Origin of the sequence: Bacillus sp. AFS031507 (assembly GCF_002584635.1) — a bacterium.
In the GTDB taxonomy this organism is placed as follows: Bacteria; Bacillota; Bacilli; order Bacillales; family Cytobacillaceae; genus Neobacillus.
Map to the genome: position 1 here is coordinate 23,800 of NZ_NUOW01000017.1, position 14,343 is coordinate 38,142.

The 14,343-nt window shown below is 39.7% G+C and carries 15 protein-coding genes; all 15 read right to left on the reverse strand.

The genetic code is table 11. From position 1 onward, the window contains the following. Positions 1-64 precede the first annotated feature (64 nt). The 15 genes from mfd to rnmV all read right to left on the reverse strand — a co-directional run bounded on the left by mfd (position 65) and on the right by rnmV (position 14,192). Positions 65-3,610, reverse strand: a complete 3,546-nt coding sequence (gene mfd / locus COE25_RS17765) for a transcription-repair coupling factor (protein ID WP_098933552.1) — start codon at positions 3,608-3,610, stop codon at positions 65-67. 98 nt (positions 3,611-3,708) lie between these two features. After that, entirely contained in the window at positions 3,709-3,939 is a 231-nt protein-coding gene (fin, locus tag COE25_RS17770) for an anti-sigma-F factor Fin (RefSeq protein ID WP_088084928.1), read from the reverse strand. Between the two features lie 145 nt (positions 3,940-4,084). Continuing rightward, the gene (pth, locus tag COE25_RS17775; RefSeq protein WP_098933560.1) at positions 4,085-4,645 is read right to left on the reverse strand and encodes an aminoacyl-tRNA hydrolase; all 561 of its coding nucleotides are present in this window, start codon (positions 4,643-4,645) and stop codon (positions 4,085-4,087) included. Positions 4,646-4,819: 174 nt separating this feature from the next. Further along, on the reverse strand, positions 4,820-5,452 hold the full coding sequence (locus tag COE25_RS17780; RefSeq protein ID WP_088084927.1) for a 50S ribosomal protein L25/general stress protein Ctc: 633 nt from the start codon (positions 5,450-5,452) through the stop codon (positions 4,820-4,822). 159 nt (positions 5,453-5,611) lie between these two features. Continuing rightward, the gene (locus tag COE25_RS17785; RefSeq protein WP_088084926.1) at positions 5,612-6,568 is read right to left on the reverse strand and encodes a ribose-phosphate diphosphokinase; all 957 of its coding nucleotides are present in this window, start codon (positions 6,566-6,568) and stop codon (positions 5,612-5,614) included. Positions 6,569-6,591: 23 nt separating this feature from the next. Next, a complete protein-coding gene (gene glmU, locus COE25_RS17790; RefSeq protein ID WP_098933553.1) occupies positions 6,592-7,965 on the reverse strand; it encodes a bifunctional UDP-N-acetylglucosamine diphosphorylase/glucosamine-1-phosphate N-acetyltransferase GlmU in 1,374 nt (457 codons plus the stop codon). Between the two features lie 206 nt (positions 7,966-8,171). Beyond that, positions 8,172-8,462: a septation regulator SpoVG gene (gene spoVG, locus COE25_RS17795; RefSeq protein ID WP_003347151.1), complete on the reverse strand. Its 291-nt coding sequence runs from the start codon at positions 8,460-8,462 to the stop codon at positions 8,172-8,174. 153 nt (positions 8,463-8,615) lie between these two features. Continuing rightward, positions 8,616-8,990: a RidA family protein gene (locus COE25_RS17800; protein WP_088084924.1), complete on the reverse strand. Its 375-nt coding sequence runs from the start codon at positions 8,988-8,990 to the stop codon at positions 8,616-8,618. A 15-nt stretch (positions 8,991-9,005) separates the two neighbouring features. Then, positions 9,006-9,824, reverse strand: a complete 819-nt coding sequence (purR, locus tag COE25_RS17805; protein WP_088084923.1) for a pur operon repressor — start codon at positions 9,822-9,824, stop codon at positions 9,006-9,008. Between the two features lie 56 nt (positions 9,825-9,880). Beyond that, complete coding sequence (ispE, locus tag COE25_RS17810) at positions 9,881-10,750, reverse strand: 4-(cytidine 5'-diphospho)-2-C-methyl-D-erythritol kinase (RefSeq protein ID WP_088084922.1); 870 nt, start codon at positions 10,748-10,750, stop codon at positions 9,881-9,883. Between the two features lie 235 nt (positions 10,751-10,985). Next, on the reverse strand, positions 10,986-11,171 hold the full coding sequence (locus COE25_RS17815; RefSeq protein ID WP_098933554.1) for a small, acid-soluble spore protein, alpha/beta type: 186 nt from the start codon (positions 11,169-11,171) through the stop codon (positions 10,986-10,988). A 122-nt stretch (positions 11,172-11,293) separates the two neighbouring features. Continuing rightward, positions 11,294-11,557: a biofilm formation stimulator Veg gene (gene veg, locus COE25_RS17820; RefSeq protein ID WP_066249244.1), complete on the reverse strand. Its 264-nt coding sequence runs from the start codon at positions 11,555-11,557 to the stop codon at positions 11,294-11,296. Between the two features lie 209 nt (positions 11,558-11,766). After that, on the reverse strand, positions 11,767-12,651 hold the full coding sequence (yabG, locus tag COE25_RS17825) for a sporulation peptidase YabG (protein WP_098933561.1): 885 nt from the start codon (positions 12,649-12,651) through the stop codon (positions 11,767-11,769). A 109-nt stretch (positions 12,652-12,760) separates the two neighbouring features. After that, positions 12,761-13,639: a 16S rRNA (adenine(1518)-N(6)/adenine(1519)-N(6))-dimethyltransferase RsmA gene (gene rsmA / locus COE25_RS17830; RefSeq protein WP_088084920.1), complete on the reverse strand. Its 879-nt coding sequence runs from the start codon at positions 13,637-13,639 to the stop codon at positions 12,761-12,763. Then, entirely contained in the window at positions 13,632-14,192 is a 561-nt protein-coding gene (rnmV, locus tag COE25_RS17835; protein WP_088084919.1) for a ribonuclease M5, read from the reverse strand. Before rnmV ends, rsmA begins: the two co-directional genes overlap by 8 nt. Between the last annotated feature and the right edge of the window lie 151 nt (positions 14,193-14,343).

Sequence of the window (14,343 nt, forward strand, 5' to 3'; positions counted from 1 at the left end):
TCCAGTGAATTGCTTGGGCAAACCACAAGCGGGACACTTTCTACCAATGTTTAGAGGAATCCAGTTAATTTACTGGATTTTCATGACCCTTTTTTGCTTGGGACAGACCCTTAACCATTTCAAAGGCAATATTAAGCCATTGTGAGGCTTTATAATCCTTGACCTTGATCACAATTTTCAGCCTAGGACCTTCCATTCCAGGCGTAACATTTCGGCCAAATTGGCTTCCAATATGAAAAATCTTACTTCCATCAATCGTGTTGGTAACCTGTTCATTCACTAAAATGGTTATTTCCTGTTTTAACTGCTTAATTTGTTCCACCCCATTTATAAGGGCATAAACCTTCATTTCAGCGATTTGGAATAGGCAGGAAACCTCATCCGGATATTCACCAAACCGGTCCAACATTTCCGCTTCAAGCTCTTCAATATCTGCAAGAGTCTCGGCCCCTCTAAAACGTTTGTACATTTCTATTTTTTGATGCCCATCCTTAATATATGTATCCGGAATGTAGGCATCAATTTCAAGGTCAATTTCTACCGATTTTTTTACAGCTGCTCCAGTCACGCCGATGTTAACCTTTCGCTCTTCAATGGCTTCTTTCAACATTTGCGAATAAAGATCAAAACCGACGGAGTCAATAAATCCATGCTGCTGGGCCCCTAGTAAATTTCCTGCCCCTCTTATCGATAAATCACGCATCGCAATTTTAAATCCTGAACCTAATTCAGTAAATTCCTTGATCGCTTGAAGGCGCTTTTCAGCGACTTCTGTTAATACTTTATCTTTTCGATAGGTGAAATAGGCGTAGGCAACACGATTGGACCTTCCCACACGACCACGGAGCTGATACAGCTGGGAAAGCCCCATGCGATCCGCATCAAAGACTATTAATGTATTAACATTCGGAATATCCACACCTGTTTCAATAATGGTCGTACTAACAAGAACATCAAAATCACCAGCTAAAAAGCCAATCATCACCGCTTCTAATTCATTTTCTGTCATCTGACCATGGGCAAAGGCCACACGCGCATCGGGGACAAGCACCGATATTTCCTCAGCTTTTCGTTCAATGTCTTCCACTCGGTTATATAAAAAGTAGACTTGTCCGTCGCGGGCTAGTTCCCTTTCAATCGCTTCCCGCACCAATGATCCATTATATTCCATCACATAGGTTTGGACAGGAAAACGATTTTCAGGCGGAGTTTCGATAACCGATAAATCTCGGACCCCGAGCATTGACATGTGAAGAGTTCTAGGGATCGGTGTTGCCGTCAATGTTAATACATCGACATTCGTTTTTAATTTCTTAATTTTTTCCTTATGGGTAACCCCAAACCGCTGCTCTTCATCAATGATCAGCAATCCTAAATCACGATAAACAATATCTTTTGAAAGCAGGCGGTGTGTTCCTACGACAATATCAATCGTACCCGCTTTTAAACCTTTAATTGTATCCGTTTGCTGCTTTTTCGAGCGGAAACGGCTTAATAGGCCAATATTAATCGGATAATCCTGAAATCTCTCCCTTAACGTTTCATGATGCTGCTGAGCTAAAATGGTTGTAGGCACAAGAAAAGCGACTTGCTTCCCATCTGCGATGGCCTTGAAGGCCGCGCGAATAGCCACTTCTGTTTTTCCATAACCTACATCGCCGCAAAGGAGGCGGTCCATCGGACGTGGTCTTTCCATGTCCTTCTTAATCTCATGAATCGAACGCAACTGATCGTCTGTTTCTTGGTAAGCAAACGATGTTTCAAAATCTCTTTGCATATCGCCATCTGGCGAATAGGCATAACCCACAGCAGCTTCCCGCTCCGCATATAATTTGATTAAATCGTCAGCAATATCTTGAACAGAGGATTGAACCTTCTTCTTAACCTTTTTCCAATCCGTTCCGCCCAGTTTATAAATTTTTGGCTCTTTTCCTTCTGAACCGACATACTTCATGACCAGGTCAATTTGTTCAACTGGAACATAAAGTTTATCTGTCCCTTGATAGCGGATATGGAGATAATCCTTATGAATTCCATTAATGACCAGCGTTTCAATTCCTAAATACTTACCGATTCCATGGTTCACGTGAACAACATAATCACCGATTTTAAGCTCTGAGTAACTCTTAATTCTTTCAGCATTTGATAGTTTTTGACGGTTAGTAGATTTTTTGACCCGTTTATTAAATAATTCTTCTTCGGTAATCACAGCTATTTTCTGGATCGACAGTTCAAAGCCCGTTTGCAGGTTTCCTTGCATAATCTGAACTCGGCCAGGTAACAGCTGCTGTTCACCCTTCGTCATACTTGCACTAATTTCATAGTCCTCTAGTACACGCTCTAATTTTTTTACCCGCTCTTCATCCGGTCCTAAAAATAAAATAGAATAATTGCTTTTCTTCCACCTGTCGATCTCTGCCTTTAATAAATGCATTTGCCCATGAAAGTTTTGCATTTGTTTGCAGGAGACATTAATGATATTTTGCGGACTTGTATTGGCGACATGACGTAAGAACAAGGACATATAAACAATCGGTAATTCTCTTTTTTGCAACAGAACTGAAAGGTCATGGGAAATATGTAAATCATGGATAATCTGTCCTGTGCCAAGTAAGCTTGTATACCATTCTGCCTCTTCTTTTACTAAGGAATCATTCATCTCTTGAACTCGGCTTATTTCGTCAATAAATACAAGGCCATTGCTTGGCAGATAGTCTAGTAAACTAGCAGCCCTATCGTAGGCTAGTGAAAGGTATTTAAAGACTTGGTCAGGCTTTTGACCGTTTTTTAACTGCTCCAATTCAAAACTGATATTTTGCGATAGCTGCATTTTTGCTTTATCATCTTTTAGTTTTCGAAGACTTTTACCTAATCCGGCTTCAAGATGATCAATAATGCGGCTATAATTGTCTGCCTCTAACACTACTTCTGTAGCTGGTCCAATATGAACCTCTGAAACCTTCTCTTTTGAACGTTGATCCTCAAGCGAGAAATAACGAATCGAGTCAATTTCAGTATCGAATAATTCAATTCGCAGCGGATTTGCTTCGGTAAGCGGATAAATATCGATGATCCCGCCTCTTACGCTAAATTCCCCTGGAGTTGTGACCATTTCCGCTCGGATATAACCCATTTTTACAAATGTATTTAAGGTTTTCTCGATCGTTATATCTTCCCCTAATTTTAATGAGAGCTGGTATTCTTTCCACAAAGACTTAGGAGGTACGATCTTCTTTAACCCTGCAATTGGGACAATTAATATTCCTTTATTATGCTTGCTCCAGTAGTTTAAAGCTTCAATTCTTTGGGCTTTTAATTCCGGACTGGCAATGCTCATCTCAGCAGCAATTAACTCATTGGCTGGAAAAAGAAAAACATCTTTCTCACTTAATAGATTGACAATATCATCATAGAGTTTTTGTGCTTGTAATAGATTGTGGGTGACGAGCATGATCGGCCTTTGTGTTTGTTCGTAGATAGAAGCGGTTAAAACTGTTCTTGACGAACCCGATAACCCCGCAATCAACTGTTCCTTTAATCCCTCTTCCACTCCCGCGATTACGGAATGGACATCTTCCTGCTTTAGAAATAACGATTTTAAAGCTTTCAAGGTTTCTCCTCCCTCCTCAACAAAATTCATATTAATAACGTTCTTATGTTAGTAAATTATAAATAGAAAAACGCTTTGGACGGTACTCCAAAGCTGGGTTAATGAATAAGGAAATCGTATTGATGGTAATCTGGATTCCGATCTAAAGCTTCCTGACAGTCTTCACAAATGGCTGTGATGTGAATATCGCCGGACGAGTCATACGCAACCATTTCCAGTCTTTCTTGATCTGTTAATTTATGAAGACCGAGGCTTTCGCTGTGTATCGATGCTTTATCAATTGAACCAAGTTTCGTACCACAATGACGACAATGGTAATGAATAGCCACGCCTGTCCCTCCCTAATCTAGGATTCCTTATTAGTATTAACCTACTAGGAGGAACTTATTCATTAGATTAACCGCTCGTATGATGATCCTTCCATTTCGTTTTAATGCTTTATTGTATGAAACAATGGCTTGTGTCATGAACAATTTACTGATTATATTCATTCATGACCTGCAAGAAGGGCTTCTCGAGCCACGCAGAGCAGGCTTCAGCACTTTTTTTCACTGCATCCTCAGTTGGAGCCTTTTCGTCCGGATGAAAACGTCCTAGAACATAATCAGGCACACTCATTCCAGGCTGAGGGCGGTCAATTCCAATCCTTATTCTGTTGAACTGCTGTGTTCCAAGATGGGCTACTGTGGACTTAATCCCGTTATGTCCGCCTGGACTCCCTTTTTGCCGAAGTCTAATCTTCCCGACTGGCAAATCCAGATCATCATAAATCACGAGCAGATCTTCTATGTCAATATCATAATAATCCATGACAGCTCTGATTGACTCTCCAGATAAATTCATATAAGTAAGCGGTTTTAATAAAATTACTTTTTCACCACTATAAAAACCAATCCCATACAGTCCTTTAAATTTGGACTGGTTAAGTGGGATCGCAAATTTACTCGATAGAGCATCAATGACTTCAAAACCAATATTGTGCCTCGTCTGGTCATATTGTTTTCCTGGGTTACCTAAACCAACGATTAACTTCATCTGGGGTCCCACCTCTTCTGGCTTAGCCAACCTTTTAAATATTTTACGAAACATAGATTTTTCTCCCATGAATATTTAATGCGATAAAAGACGTAACCTGAAGAGGATTACGCCTTCCAACTCTTAATTTACATTGCGCATGGAACATTGTCTAGCCCAAGTGTTATTGCTTTTCTATTCCGGAGTGGTCTCTCTTCCTTCTTCATTATCAGGATGTCCCGGTGCTTGTTGTTCACCTGCATTAATTTCCTCTTCTGCCTTCGGTGGAAGAATCGAAGCGATTACCTCATCATTCTCATGGTTAATCGTAAAAGAAGAACCTTGATACAGAATGTCGGCAATGGTTAACGTTTCACCTACTTGTAGGTTTGATACATCCACTTCAATTTGCGGTGGAATATTATCCGGAGTGGAAGTAACTGCTAATTGATGAAGTGGTTGCTGCATCACGCCGCCATCTTTTACTCCTGCTGCATCCCCAACGAGAACAAGTCTTACATCCACATTAATTTTTGAGGATTTATCTACAGCTAAGAAATCAACGTGTATGATTTCCTTTTTAATAGAGTCCTCTTGGTATTCGGTTAAGACTACATCCTGTTTACTGCCATCTACATCAAGAGAAATAACACCATTCCTGCCCACTTGACGGATCGTCTTTGTTAAGTCTGCTGAACTAATCGACACGGGCTTACTATCGACCTTCGCACCATAAATAATCGCGGGGATGTCCCCGTTTTTTCTAATTGCCTTTAATGCGGAATGACGGAATTCCTTCCGTTCTTTTGCCTGTAGTACAGTACTCATGTTTAGTTACCCTCCTATTTTATCAAAAACTGTCTATATAAAAATGCCCCAAAAGAGGGAGGTCTAAACATTTTTTTGGACTGTTTATTCCAAAATAGGTAACTATACATAAGCAAAAGTAGGATCTGACCAAAGAGGCCAGACCCTTCATTCTTATCATCAATCAAACAAAGTACTTACTGATTGCTCCTCATGAACACGAATAATTGCTTCACCAAGCAGTGGCGCTACAGATAAGTTAATAATCTTATCAATCTTTTTCTCTTCTGGAAGTGCAATGGAATTAGTGATCACTAATTCTTTAATTTTTGAATTTTGAATCCTTTCGATTGCAGGACCCGATAAGACAGGATGGGTACAGCAAGCATAAACTTCTGATGCACCGTTTTCAATTAAAGCGTTCGCAGCGAGTGTAATGGTTCCGGCTGTATCGATAATATCATCAATTAAAATCGCCGTTTTCCCTTCAATGTTACCTACGATATTCATCACTTCAGCGACATTTGGTCTTGGGCGGCGTTTATCGATAATCGCAATTGGAGCTTTCATCCGTTCCGCTAATTTCCGAGCTCTAGTTACGCCGCCATGGTCTGGAGAAACGATGACAATTTCGCTATTGAAATCTCTAGTTTTAAAATAGTCAGCTAAAATAGGTACACCCATTAAATGATCCGTAGGAATATCAAAGAATCCTTGAATTTGTGGTGCGTGCAGATCAAGACAGATCACACGGGTTGCTCCTGCCGTTTCAAGCAGGGTTGCCACTAATTTAGCTGTAATCGGCTCACGAGCACGCGCCTTACGATCCTGACGTGCATAGCCATAATATGGCATCACAATATTAATCGTTTTAGCAGAAGCTCTTTTTAATGCATCAATCATGATTAATAATTCCATGATATTTTCATTTACCGGCTGGCTAGTCGATTGGATGACATACACATCACCACCACGAATACTTTCTTCAATATTGATTTGAATTTCTCCATCACTAAATCTTGTGACAGAACATTTACCTAATTCAACACCGATGAATTTAGCAATTTCTCTTGCAAGGGGAAGATTGGAATTTAAACTAAATACCTTAAGATTTGGGTCTAAATATTGATTCGACATAATAGCCTCCTAAATTTCTTAGCCTATTTCTTTAGATTAAGCTTTTGAACGTAATTTTCCTTATTCACTTGCTTTGCCCGGGCAATCGATAAGGCCTCACTTGGTACATCTTTTGTAATCGTTGAACCAGCGGCCACATATGCACCCTTCTTAATCGTAACAGGAGCAACTAGATTTGAATTGCAGCCAATAAAGACTCCATCTTCTATTTTTGTTAAGAATTTATTTTTACCGTCATAATTCACTGTAATCGAGCCACAGCCAATGTTTACATCGGAACCTACCTCAGCATCACCAATATAGCTGAGATGGGAGGCTTTGCTTCCTTTTCCAAAGACAGCCTTTTTAATTTCGACAAAATTGCCAATCTTCACTTCATCCTGAATCGCTGATTCTGGACGAATATGGGCAAATGGCCCAATGTTGACTTGAGCACCGATTGAGCTATTATGGGCAACTGATTGACGGATTACCGTTTCAGCGCCAATTTCACACGAAACGATTTCAGAGTTTGGTCCAATCTGACATTCTGCTCCAATCACTGTTTTGCCTTTGATCATCGTTCCTGGATAGATAACTGTATCCTGCCCTATTTCAACCTCTGTTTCTATATAGGTGTTCGCAGGATCAATAATCGTTACACCATTCCGCATATGTGCTGCATTCGTACGGCCACGCATAATTCGTTCTGCTTCTGCTAAAGCCACGCGGTCATTCACACCTAATGTTTCTTCAAATTCATCTGTTTGGAAAGCTGTGACAACTTCCCCCTGTTTTTTTAGAATTTCTATCACATCTGGTAGATAATATTCCCCTTGAACATTTTCATTTGAAACATTCTTTAAGGCTTCAAATAACGCAAGATTATCGAAGCAATAAGTACCAGTATTGATTTCATTAATCTTTCTTTCCTCTTCAGAGGCGTCTTTATGCTCAACAATTTTTTCAACTAAGCCTTTTTTATTACGAATGATTCGGCCGTATCCTGTTGGGTCTTCAATTCTCGCTGTGAGGATGGTAGCTTTTGCAGCTAGCTCTTCATGATGTTTAAACAGAGACTCCATCGTTTCAGCTTTGATTAGAGGAGTATCCCCACAAACAACAATCGTCACTCCTGCTTTCCCTTCGAGCAGGCTCTGTGCCTGACTAACAGCATGGGCAGTACCTAACTGCTGATCTTGGAGAGCATACCGACTGCTATCGCCCAGCTGTGCTTGCACCATTTCTGCCCCATGACCAATAATTGTGACAACTTCTTGTATATTAAGCTTCATTACTTGGTCAACCACGTGTTGTACCATTGGTTTTCCGCATACCGGGTGTAATACTTTATATAGCTTTGACTTCATCCGCGTTCCTTGCCCTGCAGCCAAAATCACAGCATAACGATTATGCATGTTTAAGTCCTCCAATTAACCTTTTTATCCATTAAAAATATTAACGTAAATGGGCGCTCTTTTCAAGGTATGTGAGGGAAGAGTCTAATTTTGTAATAATGAGTTAATTTATGAGGATATAAAAATAGAGGTAATAAAGGGGATGGGGTTAACTAAAAACAATAAAAAGAGCCTTCATAGAAGAAAGGCCCTAGTTGTAAAAATCCTTAGGAAGCTCCGGCTTCTTCAAATTCTACTTCTAATTCACCTAAACGGTGGTACTCAGCCAAAACAGCTTCTTGGATTTTACCGCGCGTTCCTGAATTAATTGGATGCGCAATGTCACGAAATTCTCCATCTGGAGTACGTTTGCTTGGCATAGCTACAAATAAACCGTTGTTCCCGTCAATAACACGAATGTCATGAACAACAAATTCATTGTCCAAAGTGATTGATGCAATCGCTCTCATGCGTCCATCCGTATTAACTCGGCGTAATCTTACGTCAGTTACTTCCATGTGCTCACACCCTTTTCTGATATAAAAAGCTAAATAATTAAATTCAACAAATTTTTCAGAAATCCTTCTTTATATTCAAAATATTTTAGAAAATTTAGGGCAAAATAGTGAACAATTGTAAACACGGGAGTAAATTAACAGAAATTAATTAAATTACTTGACGAGTGCGACAACTTCAATTTCAACTAAAACATCTTTTGGTAAGCGGGCAACCTCGACGCACGAACGAGCAGGTTTATGGATTGAGAAATATTCACCATATACCTCGTTTAATGAAGCGAAATCATCCATATTTTTAATAAATACAGTTGTCTTAACGACTGTTTCAAAAGACGCACCAGCAGCTGTTAAAACTGCCTGTAAATTTTGAAAAACTTGGTGAGCTTGTTCTTTAATATCGCCGGTTACCAAGGCTCCATCAGCTGTTAATGGAATTTGCCCTGAGCTATAGAACATATTATTTACGATAATTCCTTGCGAGTATGGGCCAATAGCCGCCGGTGCTTGATTTGTTTGAACTGTTTTCATCCAAATTCCCTCCAATTATTTAGTAAAATAATTTCCAACTTGAACATTAATCTTTTTTTCCTTCACATCCACATCAGATAACTGAACGAGGGAAATATATTCATCGACTAGACGCTCCTGAATTTTTTCTGCCTCTACTAAAACTGCAATCCCAGCCAGATGCCCATTAAATTCCTCAAGCATGCTGATCATTCCCATGACAGTTCCGCCAGCCTTCATAAAATCATCGACAATAAGGACGCGTGAATCCTGTTTCATGCTTCGTTTTGAAAGGACCATGGTTTGGATTCTTTTGGCTGAACCGGACACATAATTAATACTTACTGTCGGTCCCTCCGTTACTTTACTATCTCTTCGGACGATGACAACTGGAACATTTAACTGACTTGCCACAGCATAGGCAAGCGGAATTCCTTTTGTAGCAACGGTCATGACCACGTCAATTTTTGCATCTGTATAGGCAGAGGCAATAATGCGGCCCGCGTTTTGCACTACTTGAGGATCCCCTAATATATCAGTTAAATATAAATATCCACCAGGTAAAAGCCTGTCAGGTTTAGCAATTAATTCACACAATTCATTGATAAAAGGTTCTGCTGCTTCTTGACTTACTTTTACAAAGAACTTTACCCCGCCTGAAGCCCCTGGCACTGTTTGTATGGTCCCAATTCCTCTTTTTTCAAACGTCTCTTTGATGATACCCAAATCTTCACTAATCGATGATTTCGCAGATGAATAACGATCTGCAAAAAAAGTTAGCGGAACTAGTTGCCGAGGATGATCTAATAAATAATTTGTCATATCAATCAAACGTTCACTGCGGCGAAATTTCATAACATGCCCCCAAAAACACGAATATTCTAGTTATAGAATACCATTTTCGTACGTTTTTAATCAAGTGAGTGCCGTTCCCCTAACATGCGGACCGCAAATACTTGGTCACAGAATCCTCTTAATCCATTATAAATTCGATGCATTCTTGAATCATGCTGAACAATTCCAAAAACAGTTGGACCGCTGCCGCTCATTAATACGGCATCTGCACCAAAACGCTTCATTTGTTCTTTTATTAATGCAACTTCAGGGTGAAGGTTTAAGGTAACATCTTCTAAAACATTCCCCACGTTTGTACACACCTTTTGGTAATCATGTTCATTTATTGCTTCAATCATTCCCGGAATGTTTGGATGGGCCATTTTATTGGTATCTAGTCTTCGGTATACTTCAGCTGTTGAAACCCCAATAAAGGGCTTCGCAAGGATCACCCAACATGTCGGAGGGGCAGGTATTTCGGTAATCATTTCCCCTCTGCCCTTTGCCAAAGCAGTACCTCCATAGACACAAAATGAAACATCTGATCCAATTTCGCTTCCTAGTTCGGCCAATTCATCCATTGTTAAACCGAGATTCCAAAGTTTATTTAAACCTCTTAAAGTGGCAGCAGCATCACTGCTTCCCCCCGCAAGCCCAGCCGCAACGGGAATCGTCTTTTCAATCGAAATCAGCACACCTTTTTTCACATTAAATCGATCCTTCAAGAGCTGTGCAGCTTGAAAGGCTAAATTACGCTGGTCATCAGGGACATAGCGATTGTGGGAATGGATATGTATTTTATCATCGTTTAATAACGATAATTCAACCCGGTCAGCCAAATCAATAGTGGTCATAATCATCTCCACCTCATGAAAACCGTCTGATCGTTTGTGTAAAACATCTAATGCTAAATTTATTTTGGCCGGGGCTTTTACTAAAAGCTTCACTACGTCCACCTACTTCTTTATTGTCCGGAAATCCACATTTTGTCCTATTTTACCACAAAATGATAAAACTAAGACGTGAGATATGATAAATCCTATCAAATTTCATATTTTATTATTAGTTTTTTAAGAAAAGGGTCATAAATTGGAGAAAAAGAAAGCCAGAGGAGATTGTCCTCTGGTCTCGCTGAAGTATGTGATTGATTAATATCAAAAGCGGAAGTGACTTATTTAAAAGTTAAACTCTTGGACCCCGATTAGCCAAATGTTCTTGTGCAAGTTCAACGGCACGCTTGACCATATTCCCTGCATCCTTTGCCTTGATGCCGCCCCATCCTTCTTTTTGAACGACATCATAAAAGCCAAGCTCTTTCGCAAGCTCCTCTTTAAAGCGACTGGACATAATCCCTCTTCTTCTGCTCATCTAAACAACCCCCTTCATACTACAGCATTGTTAGTATGGGATAGATATAGGGTTTTCATGAAACTGTTTTAAAATAGCAAAAAGCAGTAAACAAATGTTTACTGCTGTGTATTGCTTATATTCTAATTTAAGGCTAAATGTCCTGATGCATCTTCGTAGAAAGTAATTTGAACTGTTTCTGTTAACACATCTGCATAGCTGTAAGAAACACGTTCAAATGAGTTTTCATCCTGATCTAATTCAATAACAAAAACAGATGGATAAGTTTCAGCTAAAACACCGGAACGTTCAATCGTCTTCCTTCGTCCTCCGTTGGCTTTAAGCAGTAATCTTTTCCCTAAATTTGTGTCAAGAGCCTTTTTAATATCGGCTAAGGTTTTTGGCATTTCGGTCCACCTCACTGTGTAAAGTATAACACACTGACATAGTCATGTCAAACAAAAACATAAATTATATCAGTCAAACAAAAAGATTGTCAATATTTTTTATTCTACTTTTTCTTCTAAATTTCAACATTTTTATCGTTACCTTATTTGGATGGGAATATGTATCGGCTCAGAAATAAAAAAAATAAGCCTTATCGGACAGCAAAGGCTTATTCATCCTCTTCTTGGATTGGCCGATAAGGCATTCCCGTTCGTAACACTCCTCTTGTTTCAATTCCTCCAAGTCCCTTTTGACCTGTTAATGTGTTCCTTAACACGTCCCAGACATTAATTCTCTCCATAAAAGGTGTAAAGCTGATTTTGGCGACAATATAGACTGGGTCGAGGGCGTGGATGTTAATTCTTGAGGGCGAACTGGCATAATTTGCCCCAGCATGAATCAATGATTCAAAGTGCGATTGACATGCTCCTGCAAAAATAACCAACTGATCTAAGTGGGGAATCTTTTTTCGTGCTTCCTTGACCGTTTGGACGAAATGTTTGGAATGGCGATATGCATTAATATCCGTCATTTTTCCTTTTGCCTTTGAATACGCGTCATGTCCTGTAATAACAAGAATATCCGGGCGGTATAAATCAATCAATTCCCCTATTTTTTCTGGCATTTCTTTTTCATTACAGTGTATACCTAAAACAGGGATTCCCACTTTTTCATACAGTGTCATGCATTTCTTCAAATAGGATGAATCACCATCCAGATGGAGAACCTTCCCTGGCATTTGAAAATAATTACTTGGTTTTACATATCCTCCGGTCGCTTCATAATCCTGACGGTGCTTGAGTAATTCAACATCCTGTTTAAACAGCTTAAAAGACTGTTCCTCAAGTGTCCGGTATTCATTCTTCAGCTTGACTCGTTGATTATCGTCGATGACGACCAAATCCTCGTATGGTGCGTCTGCCACAAGGCGAAAGTCTTCTCCGTATAGAACTGCAAATTTCTGGTCTTTTATTTTTCGAACATCAATCACTCGAAAGAGAATATCACAATTATACGAACGCCTGCCGACAATATCCATTAATTTTATATCCACTGTGGTCACTCCAATAAGACCAGCAAAAGGGCCTTTAAATAAAGTTTCTCTCATAGGCTATGCAAACCTTTGCTTTCTTGTGAAAAAAAATAGACCCTATAAAAAGAGTCTAGTGGAAAAACGGATATAATTCTTCGCTTAAGCGGCCAAATTCCTCTAAGGAAAGGGTCTCTCCTCTTCTAGCAGGATCGATTCCGCTTGCACTTAAGGCCTGGAGGATGTCTTCTTTCTTTTGCTTTCCCTCGGGTAGCTGGCTTGTTAAATTATTAAGCAGGGTTTTTCTTCGTTGCGCAAAGCTGGCCCTGGTCACTTGAAAAAAGAATGTTTCATCTGTGACCGTAACAGCGGGATGTTCCCTCCTGGTTAACCTGATGACGGCAGAATCCACATTCGGCTGCGGCACAAAAACCGTTTTTGGAACGATCATTACTGTTTCTGCCTCTGTGTAATACTGAACGGCGATGGAAAGTGAGCCATAGTCCTTCGTCCCTGGCCGTGCAGAAATCCGGTCTGCTACCTCTTTTTGGAGCATACAAACAATCCCGCGGATGGGTAAATGCTCTTCAAGAAGCTTCATGATGATCGGCGTTGTAACATAATAGGGTAAATTAGCAACCACCATGATATCGTCCATATCATTAAATTCTTCGCTAATAACTTCTGCCACATCTGCCTCTAATACATCGTTATGTATGATTTTTACATTGGGGTAGGGTGATAAGGTATCATTTAAGATTGGTAATAAACGTTGATCAATCTCGAAGGCGACGACCTTTTTGCTTGTGCGGGCCAATTGCTCAGTAAGCGCACCAATTCCTGGTCCGATTTCAATCGCACCAGAATCTTCTGTTAAATTCGCAAAGCTAACAATCTTTTTCAAAATATTTGTATCAATTAAAAAGTTTTGGCCAAGGCTCTTTTTAAATGAAAATCCGTATTTTTTAAGAATATCTTTTGTCCTTACCGGTGTAGCTATATCTTTATTCATGTAGTTCCTCCTGACTTACAACCCTTAGTGCTTCAGCGAATTCCTGCTTACTGATTTGGAATACATTTAAGCGCTTATGAAGCTGTTTTCCATTGGTATAACCAATTTTTAAAATTTTTCCCAACATGATTCTTCTTTCTTTAGCCCCTTCACCGCCGATAAGGCCAGCTGTAAGTAGGTCCTCTTGCGTTATTTCCTCTATAAACGTTTCACGCATGGTCTGGGCATCCTTTAGCGCCTCTTGGATGGCTTCAGGACTGGCATGTTCCACACCGAGGCTTTCCCCTGCTTTTCCCATAGCTGCTTCCTTCGTTAAAAATGCGTGTTTACAACCAGGAACAGCCTCAGCGATCGTCTTTCTAATTTTTTCACCAGGAAAATCAGGGTCCGTAAAAATAATTACGCCTCGGGACTGTTGAGCACGTCTTACCTTTTCAATGGTGGTTTCATTTACAGCTGAACCATTTGTTTCAATTGTATCTGCATTGATTGCCCGTTTAATCGCTGTAGTATCGTCTTTACCTTCCACAACTATAATTTCTTTAATCTTCATTTTAAAAGTGTGAGCCTCCGTAATAAAAAAAATAAATAATGAAAAAAACTTGAAACATTTTTGTAATGTACATCGTCTATATTATTGAATCCATTCATACAATAAAGTAAAATAAAGATGAAGCATTTTATCAATATGTATTCGATGTTAG

Excerpts from the sequence above, each read along its gene's own strand:
- pth (WP_098933560.1), bottom strand. The coding sequence starts at position 4,645 with ATGAAGTTAATCGTTGGTTTAGGTAACCCAGGAAAACAATATGACCAG.
- veg (WP_066249244.1), bottom strand. The coding sequence starts at position 11,557 with ATGCCAAAAACCTTAGCCGATATTAAAAAGGCTCTTGACACAAATTTA.
- COE25_RS17785 (WP_088084926.1), bottom strand. The coding sequence starts at position 6,568 with ATGTCGAATCAATATTTAGACCCAAATCTTAAGGTATTTAGTTTAAAT.
- spoVG (WP_003347151.1), bottom strand. The coding sequence starts at position 8,462 with ATGGAAGTAACTGACGTAAGATTACGCCGAGTTAATACGGATGGACGC.
- purR (WP_088084923.1), bottom strand. The coding sequence starts at position 9,824 with ATGAAATTTCGCCGCAGTGAACGTTTGATTGATATGACAAATTATTTA.
- rsmA (WP_088084920.1), bottom strand. The coding sequence starts at position 13,639 with ATGAATAAAGATATAGCTACACCGGTAAGGACAAAAGATATTCTTAAA.
- COE25_RS17780 (WP_088084927.1), bottom strand. The coding sequence starts at position 5,452 with ATGAGTACTGTACTACAGGCAAAAGAACGGAAGGAATTCCGTCATTCC.
- rnmV (WP_088084919.1), bottom strand. The coding sequence starts at position 14,192 with ATGAAGATTAAAGAAATTATAGTTGTGGAAGGTAAAGACGATACTACA.
- glmU (WP_098933553.1), bottom strand. The coding sequence starts at position 7,965 with ATGCATAATCGTTATGCTGTGATTTTGGCTGCAGGGCAAGGAACGCGG.
- COE25_RS17800 (WP_088084924.1), bottom strand. The coding sequence starts at position 8,990 with ATGAAAACAGTTCAAACAAATCAAGCACCGGCGGCTATTGGCCCATAC.
- COE25_RS17815 (WP_098933554.1), bottom strand. The coding sequence starts at position 11,171 with ATGAGCAGAAGAAGAGGGATTATGTCCAGTCGCTTTAAAGAGGAGCTT.